General features: G+C 40.0%; 19 protein-coding genes and 1 pseudogene. 14 read left to right on the top strand and 6 right to left on the bottom strand.

Annotated features, from left to right (window positions below):
- The first annotated feature begins 157 nt into the window (after window positions 1-157).
- The 8 genes from nifX to V7K98_RS22250 all read left to right on the top strand — a co-directional run bounded on the left by nifX (window position 158) and on the right by V7K98_RS22250 (window position 3,786).
- Window positions 158-571 carry a nitrogen fixation protein NifX gene (gene nifX, locus V7K98_RS22285; RefSeq protein ID WP_335025767.1) on the top strand — a complete coding sequence of 138 codons (414 nt, stop codon included), beginning with the start codon at window positions 158-160 and terminating at the stop codon, window positions 569-571.
- Window positions 568-1,044, top strand: a complete 477-nt coding sequence (locus V7K98_RS22280) for a NifX-associated nitrogen fixation protein (protein WP_335025765.1) — start codon at window positions 568-570, stop codon at window positions 1,042-1,044. Before nifX ends, V7K98_RS22280 begins: the two co-directional genes overlap by 4 nt.
- 77 nt (window positions 1,045-1,121) lie before the next feature.
- Window positions 1,122-1,322, top strand: a complete 201-nt coding sequence (locus V7K98_RS22275; RefSeq protein ID WP_334849593.1) for a CCE_0567 family metalloprotein — start codon at window positions 1,122-1,124, stop codon at window positions 1,320-1,322.
- Window positions 1,319-1,636, top strand: coding sequence for a nitrogenase-stabilizing/protective protein NifW (gene nifW, locus V7K98_RS22270; protein ID WP_335025763.1), 318 nt, complete (start codon window positions 1,319-1,321; stop codon window positions 1,634-1,636). Before V7K98_RS22275 ends, nifW begins: the two co-directional genes overlap by 4 nt.
- Window positions 1,637-1,646: 10 nt before the next feature.
- Window positions 1,647-2,444 carry a HesA/MoeB/ThiF family protein gene (locus V7K98_RS22265; RefSeq protein ID WP_335025761.1) on the top strand — a complete coding sequence of 266 codons (798 nt, stop codon included), beginning with the start codon at window positions 1,647-1,649 and terminating at the stop codon, window positions 2,442-2,444.
- Between the two features lie 108 nt (window positions 2,445-2,552).
- Window positions 2,553-2,924 (top strand): HesB/IscA family protein, encoded by a 372-nt coding sequence (locus V7K98_RS22260; protein ID WP_335026067.1) that lies wholly within the window; start codon window positions 2,553-2,555, stop codon window positions 2,922-2,924.
- 206 nt (window positions 2,925-3,130) lie between these two features.
- Window positions 3,131-3,430 carry a 2Fe-2S iron-sulfur cluster-binding protein gene (locus tag V7K98_RS22255; RefSeq protein ID WP_094339973.1) on the top strand — a complete coding sequence of 100 codons (300 nt, stop codon included), beginning with the start codon at window positions 3,131-3,133 and terminating at the stop codon, window positions 3,428-3,430.
- Window positions 3,431-3,534: 104 nt separating this feature from the next.
- Window positions 3,535-3,786 carry a FeoA family protein gene (locus V7K98_RS22250; RefSeq protein WP_335025758.1) on the top strand — a complete coding sequence of 84 codons (252 nt, stop codon included), beginning with the start codon at window positions 3,535-3,537 and terminating at the stop codon, window positions 3,784-3,786.
- A 226-nt stretch (window positions 3,787-4,012) separates the two neighbouring features.
- On the opposite strand, the gene V7K98_RS22245 is transcribed toward V7K98_RS22250, so the two are convergent.
- Window positions 4,013-4,222 carry a TOBE domain-containing protein gene (locus tag V7K98_RS22245; RefSeq protein WP_335025756.1) on the bottom strand — a complete coding sequence of 70 codons (210 nt, stop codon included), beginning with the start codon at window positions 4,220-4,222 and terminating at the stop codon, window positions 4,013-4,015.
- Window positions 4,223-4,975: 753 nt separating this feature from the next.
- On the opposite strand from V7K98_RS22245, the gene V7K98_RS22240 reads away from it, so the two are divergent.
- The 3 genes from V7K98_RS22240 to V7K98_RS22230 are packed head-to-tail and all read left to right on the top strand — an operon-like array spanning window position 4,976 to window position 7,106.
- Window positions 4,976-5,452 carry an ankyrin repeat domain-containing protein gene (locus V7K98_RS22240; protein WP_335025754.1) on the top strand — a complete coding sequence of 159 codons (477 nt, stop codon included), beginning with the start codon at window positions 4,976-4,978 and terminating at the stop codon, window positions 5,450-5,452.
- Window positions 5,427-6,713 carry a SagB/ThcOx family dehydrogenase gene (locus V7K98_RS22235; protein WP_335025752.1) on the top strand — a complete coding sequence of 429 codons (1,287 nt, stop codon included), beginning with the start codon at window positions 5,427-5,429 and terminating at the stop codon, window positions 6,711-6,713. Before V7K98_RS22240 ends, V7K98_RS22235 begins: the two co-directional genes overlap by 26 nt.
- 18 nt (window positions 6,714-6,731) lie before the next feature.
- Window positions 6,732-7,106, top strand: a complete 375-nt coding sequence (locus tag V7K98_RS22230) for a hypothetical protein (protein ID WP_335025750.1) — start codon at window positions 6,732-6,734, stop codon at window positions 7,104-7,106.
- A gap of 19 nt (window positions 7,107-7,125) precedes the next feature.
- Here V7K98_RS22230 and V7K98_RS22225 read toward each other — a convergent pair whose 3' ends face one another.
- The 4 genes and pseudogenes from V7K98_RS22225 to V7K98_RS22210 form a co-directional block, all read right to left on the bottom strand.
- On the bottom strand, window positions 7,126-7,596 hold the full coding sequence (locus tag V7K98_RS22225; protein WP_335025748.1) for a hydrogenase maturation protease: 471 nt from the start codon (window positions 7,594-7,596) through the stop codon (window positions 7,126-7,128).
- Between the two features lie 49 nt (window positions 7,597-7,645).
- Window positions 7,646-7,894: pseudogene (locus V7K98_RS22220) on the bottom strand (DUF5615 family PIN-like protein); the annotation flags it as partial.
- Window positions 7,895-8,007: 113 nt separating this feature from the next.
- Window positions 8,008-8,232 (bottom strand): DUF433 domain-containing protein, encoded by a 225-nt coding sequence (locus tag V7K98_RS22215; protein ID WP_335025746.1) that lies wholly within the window; start codon window positions 8,230-8,232, stop codon window positions 8,008-8,010.
- 345 nt (window positions 8,233-8,577) lie between these two features.
- Window positions 8,578-9,000: a hypothetical protein gene (locus V7K98_RS22210; RefSeq protein ID WP_335025743.1), complete on the bottom strand. Its 423-nt coding sequence runs from the start codon at window positions 8,998-9,000 to the stop codon at window positions 8,578-8,580.
- A gap of 114 nt (window positions 9,001-9,114) precedes the next feature.
- On the opposite strand from V7K98_RS22210, the gene V7K98_RS22205 reads away from it, so the two are divergent.
- From V7K98_RS22205 to V7K98_RS22195, 3 genes are all read left to right on the top strand, one after another.
- The gene (locus tag V7K98_RS22205; RefSeq protein WP_335025741.1) at window positions 9,115-9,513 is read left to right on the top strand and encodes a hypothetical protein; all 399 of its coding nucleotides are present in this window, start codon (window positions 9,115-9,117) and stop codon (window positions 9,511-9,513) included.
- 18 nt (window positions 9,514-9,531) lie between these two features.
- Window positions 9,532-10,182 (top strand): hypothetical protein, encoded by a 651-nt coding sequence (locus V7K98_RS22200; protein ID WP_335025739.1) that lies wholly within the window; start codon window positions 9,532-9,534, stop codon window positions 10,180-10,182.
- Between the two features lie 97 nt (window positions 10,183-10,279).
- The gene (locus V7K98_RS22195; RefSeq protein ID WP_335025737.1) at window positions 10,280-10,789 is read left to right on the top strand and encodes a hypothetical protein; all 510 of its coding nucleotides are present in this window, start codon (window positions 10,280-10,282) and stop codon (window positions 10,787-10,789) included.
- Window positions 10,790-10,840: 51 nt separating this feature from the next.
- On the opposite strand, the gene V7K98_RS22190 is transcribed toward V7K98_RS22195, so the two are convergent.
- Window positions 10,841-12,436 carry a nickel-dependent hydrogenase large subunit gene (locus tag V7K98_RS22190; protein ID WP_335025735.1) on the bottom strand — a complete coding sequence of 532 codons (1,596 nt, stop codon included), beginning with the start codon at window positions 12,434-12,436 and terminating at the stop codon, window positions 10,841-10,843.
- Between the last annotated feature and the right edge of the window lie 18 nt (window positions 12,437-12,454).

Here is a 12,454-nt window from a genome sequence, read left to right as displayed (position 1 = left end):
ATAAGGGGAGGGTTAGGGTGGGGTAAAACCTTGGGTTTTTCAGCTATTTCAGACTTGTGTATACACCGTAGCTTTTTAAGGGGGATCTTCCGAGGCTAAATATCACTAACTGAACCGTATTGCTTCAAAATTCAAAACTTTAGAGAGGAGAATTACGATGAAAATAGCCTTCACGACGAGTGACCGAGTTCATATTAACGCCCACTTCGGATGGGCAAAAATGATTGATGTTTACGAAATTTCCGATGAGGGATATCACTTCGTAGAAACCCTCACCTTTGAAGGCGAACTCAAGGAAGACGGCAACGAAGACAAAATCACCCCAAAACTGGATGCGATCGTTGACTGCACAATTGTTTATGTAACAGCAATTGGTGGTAGCGCCGCCGCTCGGTTAATCAAGAAAGGTGTTACTCCAGTGAAGGCGCGATCGGAAGAAGAAGAAATTAATGAAGTGCTAAATAAGCTAGTTAAAACCCTCAAAGGTAATCCTCCACCTTGGTTGCGTAAAGCTTTACAGCCAAAAACAAAAAACTTTGCTGATGAAATTGAAGACGAAGCAACAGTATGACCACAAATAATAGTGTTAACGGAACTGCTACAACAGATGTCTTGAACTCACCTTTCTTGAAGGTATTAATTAAACAAATCCGTGGTCAAGACAGTTATGGAGTTTATCGTAGTTGGTCGGATGAGTTGATTCTAAAACCCTTTATTGTCACCAAACAAAAGAAACGGGAAATTTCCGTTGAGGGTGAAGTTGATCCAATTACTCAAGCTCGAATTATGGCATTTTTTCGCGCTGTAGCGGCTGGGATTGAACAAGAAACAGGTTTGATATCTCAGGTTGTGATTGATTTGAGTCATGAAGGATTTGGCTGGGCGCTAGTTTTTTCTGGTCGTCTCTTGTTAGCTGTGAAAACCTTACGGGATGCTCAACGCTTTGGCTTTGACTCAGTAGAGAAATTAGCAGAAGAGGGAGAAAGCTACGTCAAAAAAGGTCTTGATTTGGCGAAACGGTTCCCTGAAGTTGGCAAACTTTAATTAGTCATTAGTCATTGGTCATTGGTCATTAGTAAAAGACAAATGACTAATGACAAAAGACAAAGGACGAAGAACAAATGACAATTGAAGAAATACAAGGACAAATCAGACGGCTGAACAGTAAAGCAGGTCAAATGAAGATGGATCTGCATGATTTAGCTGAAGGTCTGCCAACAGATTACAAACAGCTTATGGATGTTGCCGCCGCGACTTATGAAATCTATCGCCAGTTAGATGAACTTAAGCAACATCTTAAACAATTGGAGAATGCGAAATGACTGGAACAATTGATGAATTCAAGAAGCTCGTAGATGCAGAAGAATTTTTTCAATTCTTTAATATGCCCTACGACTTAGAAGTTGTGAATGTGCATCGTCTACATATTCTGAAAAAGTTTTCTCAACATATACAGGAAATTGATGATAATTCTCCTGACTTGAGTCAAGAAGAGAAATTAAATCAATATTCTTTGGCTTTGCAAAAAGCTTATCAGTTATTTACCGAATCGACAGCTTACGAACAAAAGCTGTTCAAAGTATTTAACGACAAGCCAAAAAATGTAGTCACACTGACAGAAATCACTTCTGATTAGGAGGTATAAATTGGTTAACCTAACGCCTACCGAATTAGAACGCTATCGTCGCCAAATGATGCTTCCGAATTTTGGCGAAGCAGCACAGAAACGCTTGAAGTCAGCGACAGTTTTGGTTACAGGTGTGGGAGGATTAGGCGGTACGGCGGCGCTTTATTTAGCAGTAGCGGGCGTTGGGCGGCTAATCTTAGTTCGGGGTGGTGACTTGCGGCTAGATGATATGAATCGTCAGGTTCTCATGACTGATGATTGGGTAGGTAAGCCAAGGGTATTTAAAGCTAAAGAAACTCTGGATGCGATTAATCCTGATGTCCAAGTGGAAGCTATTCATGATTACATCACCCCGGAAAATGTAGATTCCTTAGTGCAATCTGCTGATATGGCTCTCGATTGCGCCCACAATTTTACAGAGCGCAATTTGTTAAATGAAGCCTGTGTGCGATCGCGTAAGCCAATGGTGGAAGCCGCAATGAATGGGATGGAGGCTTACCTGACGACGATTATTCCTGGTGTAACTCCTTGTTTATCTTGTCTGTTTCCAGAAAAGCCCGACTGGGATCAGCGCGGCTTTTCCGTTCTAGGCGCTGTTTCTGGGACACTAGCTTGTCTCACGGCGTTGGAAGCGATCAAGTTGATCACCGGGTTTAGTCAGCCTCTACTGTCGCAATTGCTAACCATCGATCTGAATCGGATGGAATTTGCTAAACGTCGTTCTCACCGCGATCGCTCTTGTCCAGTATGCGGCAATAGTGCGCCTTGGAGACACGCGCAACCCAATTCGATGGAACCCACAGTCAATAGTCATTAGTCATTAGTCATTGGTCATTGGTCATTAGTGAATAACAAAGGACAACTGACAAATGACAACCCTACACCTGAAATCAGAACAACCAATCGCTACAAATCAGGAGAACTGATGGCCGTAATTTTATCAGAAAAAGCAGAATTCCATCTGCGAGCATTCCTCAAAGGTTCAGCACCCAACGCTGATGGCGCAACTAAAGGTGTCCGCATCTCGGTAAAAGATGGTGGTTGCAGTGGCTATGAATATGCAATCGATATCACCAGCAAGCCCCAACCAGATGATTTGGTAAGTCACCAAGGCAAAGTTGTAGTTTACGTTGATGCCAAAAGTGCGCCTTTATTAGACGGAGTTATCGTTGACTTCGTTGAGGGAGTGATGGAAAGCGGTTTTAAATTCATCAACCCCAACGCAACTGATACCTGCGGTTGTGGAAAGTCCTTCAAAACAGACGACGGTACGCCTACTGGTGTACCTTGCAGCTAGCATCATTCCGTTAGCGCCAAGTCTGATTGTAGATGCGATCGCCTTGCCTTGAGGTAGCTTCTAGTTCACTTTGCATTCCTTACCTCTATAGAGAAGCCAACTAAACTTTGCATCTCCGTAAGAAAGAGGAGAGCAAAAAGTAGGATAGGTTGCTCAAAAACTTCGGAAATTAAACCAACTGTATAACGTTTGAGGAGAATCGAAAAATGGCTTCCTACCAAGTTAGATTAATCAACAAAAAAGAAGACATCGATACAACAATTGAAGTTGATGAAGAGACTACCATTTTAGAAGCAGCAGAAGAAAATGGTATTGAATTACCCTTTTCTTGTCATGCAGGTTCTTGCTCTAGCTGTGTAGGCAAGGTTGTCGAAGGTGAAGTTAATCAAGAAGATCAAAACTTCCTGGATGACGATCAGGTTTCTAAAGGATACGCTCTACTTTGTGTAACTTATCCTCGTTCTAATTGCACAATTAAGACACATCAAGAAGCTTATCTCGTATAAAGTATTACTTTGGTTGCTGTCTTTTGCAACTAAATAAAACACGAAGGATGAAGGATGAAAATATACTTCATTCTTCCCTTCACAATTTCTAATTTACAATTCAAATGTTTACCCACTTTAGTGTGACTGGCTGTTCATTAGAATTATTGAGAATAGGAGAGCGAGGAATCGTCACCTTCTGTAAAAGTCAAGACAAAACCATCTTAAATAAACTGATATCAATGGGTGTAACACTAGGAACTATTATCACTTTAGAACAACATTTTCCCTCATTGCTTATTAAAATAGAAAATACATCTTTAACACTAGATATAGAAAGTATCCGCGCTATTTATGTCCGTATTATTGATAACTAAATTAATTAACATTTATAATAATATTCTCTTGTCCAAATAATTTTTACTTCGTAATTAAGAGTTTACAAAGCAATAATTCATTAATTACAACTACGAATTACAAAATGTAGGGGCAATTCATGAATTGCCCCTACATTGCCTTTTCGCGTAAGTCCTTTTATAGACATGAATGCAATTTGGTATTAAAGATAGAGCCGCTTGCATGAAAAGGCAACTTACCTATTTTCTACTCAACAGCAACTATCACATCTGATGACTTAATCACGGCATAAGCCTGCTTACCTTCTACAAGTCCCAGCTTTTCTGCTGATGATTTTGTGATTATTGACACTAATTCTACTCCTGGTGCAACTTCTAAAGTTACCTCAGTATTAACTGTACCAGGTACAACTTTCTTTACAGTACCTTTGATAGAATTACGAGCGCTAATTTCCATGTTTCGTGTGTGTTTTACTTATTTATACTTAAACAAGCTAGCAAATTTGGCTTGAAAAAGGAAATTATTTGAGATTTCTTAATAACTCTCAGGGTATAAAGTAAATCTCAGCCTAATATTTCTATTTTATTAAACGCAAGATTCAATGGAAACATGACATCAAATTTGAGCAAGACAATGGCTTGAATAAATTGTTAAAACTAGGCAAATTTCAATAGCAGCTTAATAGTAACCAACTATAACAATCCTATTTAATTCGCAAACATCGAGATGCTCAGATCCCCGACTTCTTGAAGAAGTCGGGGATCTTTTTGTTCGTAACTCATTCAGGGCTGCTATATTTACGCAAAAAGTCTATCTGCTATTAATCTCAATTTTGAAACAACATTGTAATAAATACTGCATTTTAATTGTATTTCAATATTTCTCTTAGATGTATTTGGGGATCTTTATAAATGATTCATAATTCAAACTTATCAGAGTGATAATATATAACTAAGCTAAATTGTTGCTAGTTAACTTAGTATTCGACCAATGTAAAATTGTTAGGTAAGGACGGGGATTAGGAAGTGGGGAAATATTTTTTCGTTTTACCAAACTTTTGAATACTTAGCAAAGTTGCTTTGGTAAACTACTAGACTTTAGCTACTCGTATAGCATTTTAAAATAATGGTGGGTAATGCCCACCATTAAGTTTTCCAAGCATAATTTTACTTGGAAAATACTTAATCGTGTGACGTTTAAAGAACAATTATGAGTCAATTAAACAGACAAGAGTTGAGTGAAGCAACAAACCAATGGCTAATAGCAAATGGCTATAGTTCTGGGGATTTAAATCAGCCGGGTGAAAATGGCGATACAGCTTTGATGAAGGCTACAAGACAGGGAGTTTATGCAGTCGTTAAAGAATTGATTGACGCAGGCGTGGATATCAATGCCCGAAATAGCGATCGCAACAATGCTTTGTGGTTTGCTTGTTTTGGTAATCACTACGATTTAATTAATTTACTACTGGCTGTCAATATTAACATTGATAACCAAAATGATAATGGTGCAACTGTTTTAATGTACGCAGCGTCAGCCGGAAAGACAGAAGTCGTCAAGTTGCTTTTACAGCATCATCCTAACTTATATTTGAAAAATTTAGACGACTATAAAGCGATAGATTTTGCTAGCAATGTAGAAGTTTTAAGGATACTTAAAGATGCCATCAAGTCAGATATCGGGTAAAGCTTATCATGACGCAACGAAGCATTCTTACTTATCGGTACAACTCGATCCAAATTATGTAGATGCTTCAACACAGCCATCTGCATTTAAAGTTTATCCAAAGTTTTATCGGAGAGTGAAATTAAATCTCAATAATCCTGTTCATTCTTTTATTTCGTTAACCAGTGCGATAACACTAGAAAAAGTATATAAAGATGGCCCTTATAAACTGCGGGTGAATCCGTCAGCAGGCGCTTTGTACCCGACGGAAGTTTACGTACAGGTTCGCAGTGTTGAGGGAATGCTAGATGGTATATATCATCTAGAAGTTGAGAATAATTGTCTAACTCTGATCTATGAATTAATTGATGATGGGTTAGAGAATTATATTATACCGGGTAAAAGTATCAACGGATTCATCTTTTTTATTAGTTGTGTTTATTATAGGTCTAGCTGGAAATATCAAAATAGAAGCATCAGATATTGCTTTTTAGATAGCGGACATCATTTAGGTGCAGTTGCAGCTTCAGCTTTTCTCCACAACCGAGATATACAACTAATTTTTGATTTTGATAAACTCACTCTCAATTCAGATTTGGGATTTGAGAATAAAGAGTTTATTACTGCTTGTGCGGTGTCGGGAGAAATACAAGACAAGAAAATTAGAAGCTTAAGGCTGAAAGTTCCTTTTGTTTCCGGTACTGATTATTTTGAATCCAATCAATTTATTGAAGATGCCTATCAAGCAACTACTTTACAAAAGAGTCGCCAGCAGAAATTACAGTATCCTCAATTTGACTTTGACAAGGATAAATTTTATCAAACTATTTGGGATAGACGTTCTATTAGACGTTTCCGGAAAGAGTTTATTTCTCAAGAAGATTATTTATATGTAGTGCAACAACTTCAGCAGTCAATACCGACAGAAAACTATGAGGAAATAGAAATTTACTCAGTGGTGCATCGAGTAGAGGGAATGACACCTGGGTTATATAAAGGTACGTATCTGGTTAAGGCAGGTAATTTTAGTGAAAAGACGGGTTACTTATGTATTAATCAGGCTATTGCTAAAGATAGCGCTGTAACTTTATTTTTTGTGTCAGATTATTTAAACTATCAAACTGCTATGCAAATAGCTGGTTTTCTCGGACAAAGACTTTATTTAGCTAGTAATTATTTGGGGATTCAGTGTAGTGGGATAGGTGCTTATTATGATGATGAAACCAAGAAATTATTAGAGACAAATAAAGATGTACTTTATGGAATGGTGATTGGAATATAAGCAGGAAGCTAAAGAGAGATGGCTAGAAATATGTATTACTTTAATAGTGATGACTCACATCCTAAGCAGCCGACATCGGCAGATATTATACTGCGGCAGCAATTAGAGGATTCTATTAGTAGATACTTTTATGAAGCTTGCGATCGCACCATTCAAAATCTTCTGTCTGATTGTCGGTGGTATGTTACAACCCATGCTAATGCTTTAACATTGGTAATTGAATGTCCCGATCAAGTTACTAATTGGCGGATTCTGCAAAAAATCGTGCCAATGGGGACATTATTGTATGGAATTGTTAGCAGTGCTAAAATCCGTGTTTGTCCACCAGAGAGTCAAGGCGTACCTTTTGAAATGAGGGTAGATGAACTTTCTGTTTATCGGGATTGGGCGTGATTCGATTTTGGATTTTGGATTAGTTAATATTCTGTTTAATAAGTGCAGCTACTTCTTCAAAAACTAAATCAGCAGAATGTTGGATAGCAGGACTTAACTCTAGTCCCAAAGCAAGATTTGCAGCTTCAATTAAATAAACTGTCACATCTTCGGGAAAGTCATTGTGAAAGATTTTCCGTCCGGCGGCTAAAGCATTATCCCAGCGAAAATCGTGCAAATTATAACTTGGTTCGGGTATTGCTTCTAGTTCTTTTCCTGGAACTTTAAACACAGCACCCGGCTCAGAATTAGTTGAACTTGCATCAATAATTACTAATTGTTTACTACCTCTAGCTTGAAACATTACTTCCATCCCTGCGGTGCCACAGTCATAAACTCGCACATTGGGAGAAGGGTTTTCAGCTAGATATTTTTGTAAGCGTTGGGCAATAATTACACCTACTGCGTCGTCACTGCGATTGAGATTTCCGCAACCAATAATAGTGAGCATGGGATGAGATTTAATTATTTAAGGTAACTTGTTAGACCACTTTTAACTTTTACAAAGATACTTTTCTAAACCTATGCCCATCTGGTTCTACAACTACAAATGCGCCTACCAATTCGACTTCTGAGTAAGTTTCTATAACTCGTACCAATTCGTTATGAACGTTATTCACAGTTGTAGGTAAGATTCGGAGATATATGACTCCAGATCCCATTGCTCTAACAAAAACAAGATTTCCATAGTCTCTATCTCGCGTGATGAGAATACGGTTCTGTTCCTGTGCTGTTCTAAGTATTTCTTCATCGCTTGCTTGCTAAAGACCAATCTGAGCAACAAGAACCACATCATGTCCAGTATCAACTAGAAATCTTGCTGTTATAGCATACACATCTTGATCTAGTAATAATCTCATGCTCAAATAGATACTAGGCGAATGTCTTCAGCCGCCACTAAAGCGATCGCATATCCTAAGCAGGCACGAATATCCTCAATTTGTAAGTCTGGATAGTAATCTCGGATAATTTCTTCAAATGCAAGTCCGTCATTGAGCAGTTCAAGAATGCTTTGTACAGTGATGCGTGTGCCTGCAATACAAGGTTTTCCAAAATGAATGTGAGAGTTAACTACAATTCTGTCCATATAACTATAAAATAATAATATGTTTCCTAAATTATAAAATAAAAAGTCACACTGTATCTATAAATTCAGTGAAAGATACTTTAAAGCTTAAGGTCATAGTAAAGGTATAATATTAAGAATAACTCATTATAGCGGTTATCAGTTGAGTGAGGTACAAGAACCCCACCCCCAACCCCCTCCCCGCAAGCGAGGAGGGGGCTATGACGTACTTAATGTGATTAGGAAACGCTATATCAAGCTTCTGCTGATTGTGATTATTTCGAGTTATTGCCATAATGTGCAAAATAGGAGGCTCTGACTTATGAAACAGACAAAGCCTCTGAAAAATAATTTATCAGCAGGAAACTATAACTCTACACCATGTTTCTTAGCGATTTCATTCAGTTTATCATACTGATCTTGTGACACTTTAGTTAATATCTCTTCAGCCTGTTCTTTAGTACTTCCTTCTTTAGGAATTAAGTACTTGATATAAAGAGACACAAAATCTGCTGCGATCGCTAAACCAGATAAAGCATGTTTGTCTGCTTCTTTACCAGCGATCGCAGCTACCAAACCGGCTTTAATTGGGTCTGGTTTAACTTTCATGAACTGCTCGACAAGTTTAGCAGCGTAGTCTTCTGGTGGCAAATTATCTAACTTACTTCTATCAGGAGTAAAGTTACATTCTGCGGCTTTTGCCTGTTCTAAAACACACCATTCTATGTATTCTTGCAATGCTGCATCGGGAACGCGAGGGAGATAATTATGTAGCGCTAAATCAGACACAAGCTTACCGTGTAAATTGCTGTTTTATGCAAGTGCATTAAGGCAAGCCTAACGCACTGTTTATGGAAGTTTTAGTATGTTACGCTACGACTGTTGAATCAGCTGATTGTGTAAATGATTAATCCTGAGTCTGAACCATGTTTGCGCCTTTATCAGCCATTGCCTATAATTACGCAACGGGAAGAGACAGAAGCAATTTTGAGTCATGGATCGTTTGATGAGTTGATGGTGTTACCTCTGGCATTGGGCGAACATTATCCCGACTGGAAATATGCTCAAGATGTGTGCCTTAAACTTGCCAACCATGCCGACGATCGCATTCGTGCAAATGCTTGCCTAGGGCTGGCCTACGTGGCGCGTACCCAAGGTAAGTTAGAAAAGCACTTAGTTAAACCAGTGATATTGCGGGAATTACGAAGTCAAACTGAATGGCGGTGGCGGATTGAAGATGCGATCGCCGATATTAATAACTATCTCGGTTGGCGTTTACCCCAAGCTAGGCTGGGAAAATAGTTTTTTATTCTCAACATCATGCCTCGCATTCAGCTAGCATATCCTAAAATTCCCGGTAGCAAAAACTACCCATCCAGTCGCTGTATTGCTTTTGATAAATACGACGGTACGAATCTGCATTGGGTTTGGGAAGTCGAACTAGGGTGGTATGGGTTTGGGACTCGGCGCGATCGCTTTGATTTGGATGACAGGGGTATTGCTGAGTTCAACGCCGCCCATCCGGGGCTAGAAGAGGCTTCTAACCTGTTTCAAAAGCTTTTCGCCACCCCCCTAGACAAACTGTTTCGAGTAAACCCCGCTTACAATAGCCCAGAAATCACCGTTTTTACTGAGTTTTTCGGTGCTAGTTCCTTTGCGGGGATGCATAAACCCGACGAACCAAAACAACTGATTCTCTTTGATGTAGAAACTAATCGCGGTATAGTTCCGCCTGAACAGTTTCTACAGGATTTTAGTGATTTAGCGATCGCCCGCGTTGTCTATCGTGGCAAACTCACCGGACAATTTGTAGAAGATGTCCGCGCTGGGAAGTATGGCGTAGCTGAGGGTGTAGTCTGCAAAGGTGGTAGCAATCCTGCTGATTTGTGGATGGTAAAAATCAAAACTAAGGCCTATATGAAAAAGCTACAGCAAGCCTTCCAAGATGACTGGGAAAACTATTGGGAGTGATAGCGAGAACAATATGGTTTTGAATGTTACAGAGATTTTTAATGCACTATGTTAGCTGTGCCACGTCGCTACTAAGCCCTGCATCTTACTACCAGAAATGCCTACTTTTGATCGCCTTGAAATACGCATTAATCCATCTATTTCTAGCAATTGGATACAGAGTAGAGGAATTTGTGTTGCTGAAATTTATATCAACAATGAACCGTTAATAGAGTTAGTACGTCAAATCGAAGAACCATTTGTCCGAGCAGAGATTGAGGAACGTCGTGCTGAAGGTGAAAAAATCCGTGAGATTGATTTCCTCGCAGGAGATTATCTCTATTTACTACCCTCAATGGTTGTGTTACCTTCGCGTAATCTTCTCAATGAACCTTGGAATCACAACTTTAGCCTAGAAGCAGGCGATCCAAGAATTGGTAAGGCAACTGTTTTGGGTTGTACATGCGGGGTGATTCAGTGTTGGTTTATGCTAGTTCGCATCACCCTTAATGAGTCAACTGTACAGTGGTCAGAATTTAGTCAGTTTCATCGTGATTGGCAACTTGATTTAGGTCAATTCAGATTTGACCGAGAGCAGTATGAGTTTGAACTTTCTAAACCAGGCTAACTACAGAAATTTTGGTGCGTTACCCTACGACTAACGCACCTGACAACTAAATTAAGCAGTCCGAAACCGCGCTAACTCTTCACCAGTCTTAGCATCATGGGCGTGAACTGTACACACCAAACATGAATCAAACGATCGCGCCACATGACCAACTTCCACCGGATCGCTAGAATCGTAAATGGGTGTACCAATTAACGCTTCTTCAATCGGCCCACGAATTCCTTCACCATCACGAGGGCCAATATTCCATGTACCAGGGGCAATCACTTGGTAATTTTTAATCTTACCGCCTTCTATTTCTACCCAGTGAGATAAGGAACCCCGCGCTGCTTCCGTTGCACCCCAACCCTTGCCATCTTTTTCTGTGGGTTTGATATACCAAGGGTCGTTTAATTTGAATTCGCGTAAACAGTGTTCAGCTTGACGATATAACTTGACAAGTTCGTGAACTCGTGCTAGCTGACGCACATGAATACTAGCCCCACCCATGTTTTTGAAGACATCGAGGATGAAGGGGTCGTAATGTTGCCAAGATTCGCCATGTTTGCCACCAGCTACTAATTGACGCGCTAAGGGGCCAGTTTCCAAGCGTCCGAAATCTTTGTGAAGGACTGCACTCGACCAAGAGTAGGCGTTATCGAAGTCTTTGGTATTGATTGCAGTGGGTTTAGTGGTGCGATCGCTAGGGTGAATATCTTCTGTCCCTTCATCGTACCAAGAGTGAGTTGTATTCTCGCGGGTAAATGACTGATCCATTAAAACGTGAGTGTCTGCAAAGCTGTCGTACACTCCACTTTTCATAATCATCGCCGCATTTCGTCCTTCAATAGTCGGCTTTTGGTATTTATCTTCATGGGCTAAATATCCCCAAGTGACATATTTACCAACACCAGCGCCATATCTATCTAAACCGATATCTAAACCCATGCGCCAATAAAAACCTAAGTCGGAATCTCGATGATTTCGGTCTTCATCCAACCAATTTCTAAAGTCATCATAACTTTGGATTTGTTCGTAGCGTTCTAAAGAACAACCCAACCACACTGGTTCTAACCAATTGGTACGGAAATATTCGAGAAGCGCCCAAGCGCGGGTAATGTCTGTAAGGGTTGGGGCGCACATCACGCCACCAGGCACCATATAACTGCTGTGGGGCCATTGTCCCCCTAATAGTGCATAAATTTCTACGGGTTTCGCGGAAATTGTGATGCCTAGTTCATAAGATTTGCCAGTAAAAGCAGCAAAGCGTCTCACAGCTTCGTCATAAAAGCGACTATGCCGGTATTTTTTATTAGTTAAGTCAATGGCAAATAGTCCATAAAAGTAGCGGGGGATGCTTTGAATTGTCTCAACAATTTGACCGAGATTTCTCGCCAAAATTGCATTGCGAGGAACTTCTGTTTCCCAAGCTGTATCTAATGCCCAAGATGCACAAGTCAGGTGAGAACCGCCGCAAATTCCGCAAATGCGAGGCGTGACAATTAAGCCGGCTTGGGGGTCTTTACCGCGCAGGATAACTTCAAATCCGCGAAAAAGTTCGGCGTGTGTCCAGGCGTTAACTACCCGCCCATTTTCGATATCGACTCGGACATCTAAATCGCCTTCAACTCTACCGACGGGCGAAATATCTAATGATTGAATTCCCATTTTTTCATCCTTTAATTG

Origin of the sequence: Nostoc sp., from assembly GCF_036917435.1 — a bacterium.
GTDB lineage: Bacteria > Cyanobacteriota > Cyanobacteriia > Cyanobacteriales > Nostocaceae > Nostoc.
This window is presented reverse-complemented; position numbering and strand designations above follow the sequence as displayed.

Coding starts and splice junctions, on each gene's coding strand:
- V7K98_RS22195 (WP_335025737.1), top strand. CDS start 10,280: ATGCCTACTTTTGATCGCCTTGAAATACGCATTAATCCATCTATTTCT.
- nifX (WP_335025767.1), top strand. CDS start 158: ATGAAAATAGCCTTCACGACGAGTGACCGAGTTCATATTAACGCCCAC.
- V7K98_RS22190 (WP_335025735.1), bottom strand. CDS start 12,436: ATGGGAATTCAATCATTAGATATTTCGCCCGTCGGTAGAGTTGAAGGC.
- V7K98_RS22235 (WP_335025752.1), top strand. CDS start 5,427: ATGCCATCAAGTCAGATATCGGGTAAAGCTTATCATGACGCAACGAAG.
- V7K98_RS22205 (WP_335025741.1), top strand. CDS start 9,115: ATGATTAATCCTGAGTCTGAACCATGTTTGCGCCTTTATCAGCCATTG.
- V7K98_RS22260 (WP_335026067.1), top strand. CDS start 2,553: ATGGCCGTAATTTTATCAGAAAAAGCAGAATTCCATCTGCGAGCATTC.
- V7K98_RS22280 (WP_335025765.1), top strand. CDS start 568: ATGACCACAAATAATAGTGTTAACGGAACTGCTACAACAGATGTCTTG.
- V7K98_RS22225 (WP_335025748.1), bottom strand. CDS start 7,596: ATGCTCACTATTATTGGTTGCGGAAATCTCAATCGCAGTGACGACGCA.
- V7K98_RS22215 (WP_335025746.1), bottom strand. CDS start 8,232: ATGGACAGAATTGTAGTTAACTCTCACATTCATTTTGGAAAACCTTGT.
- V7K98_RS22245 (WP_335025756.1), bottom strand. CDS start 4,222: ATGGAAATTAGCGCTCGTAATTCTATCAAAGGTACTGTAAAGAAAGTT.
- nifW (WP_335025763.1), top strand. CDS start 1,319: ATGACTGGAACAATTGATGAATTCAAGAAGCTCGTAGATGCAGAAGAA.
- V7K98_RS22275 (WP_334849593.1), top strand. CDS start 1,122: ATGACAATTGAAGAAATACAAGGACAAATCAGACGGCTGAACAGTAAA.
- V7K98_RS22250 (WP_335025758.1), top strand. CDS start 3,535: ATGTTTACCCACTTTAGTGTGACTGGCTGTTCATTAGAATTATTGAGA.
- V7K98_RS22200 (WP_335025739.1), top strand. CDS start 9,532: ATGCCTCGCATTCAGCTAGCATATCCTAAAATTCCCGGTAGCAAAAAC.
- V7K98_RS22230 (WP_335025750.1), top strand. CDS start 6,732: ATGGCTAGAAATATGTATTACTTTAATAGTGATGACTCACATCCTAAG.
- V7K98_RS22255 (WP_094339973.1), top strand. CDS start 3,131: ATGGCTTCCTACCAAGTTAGATTAATCAACAAAAAAGAAGACATCGAT.
- V7K98_RS22240 (WP_335025754.1), top strand. CDS start 4,976: ATGAGTCAATTAAACAGACAAGAGTTGAGTGAAGCAACAAACCAATGG.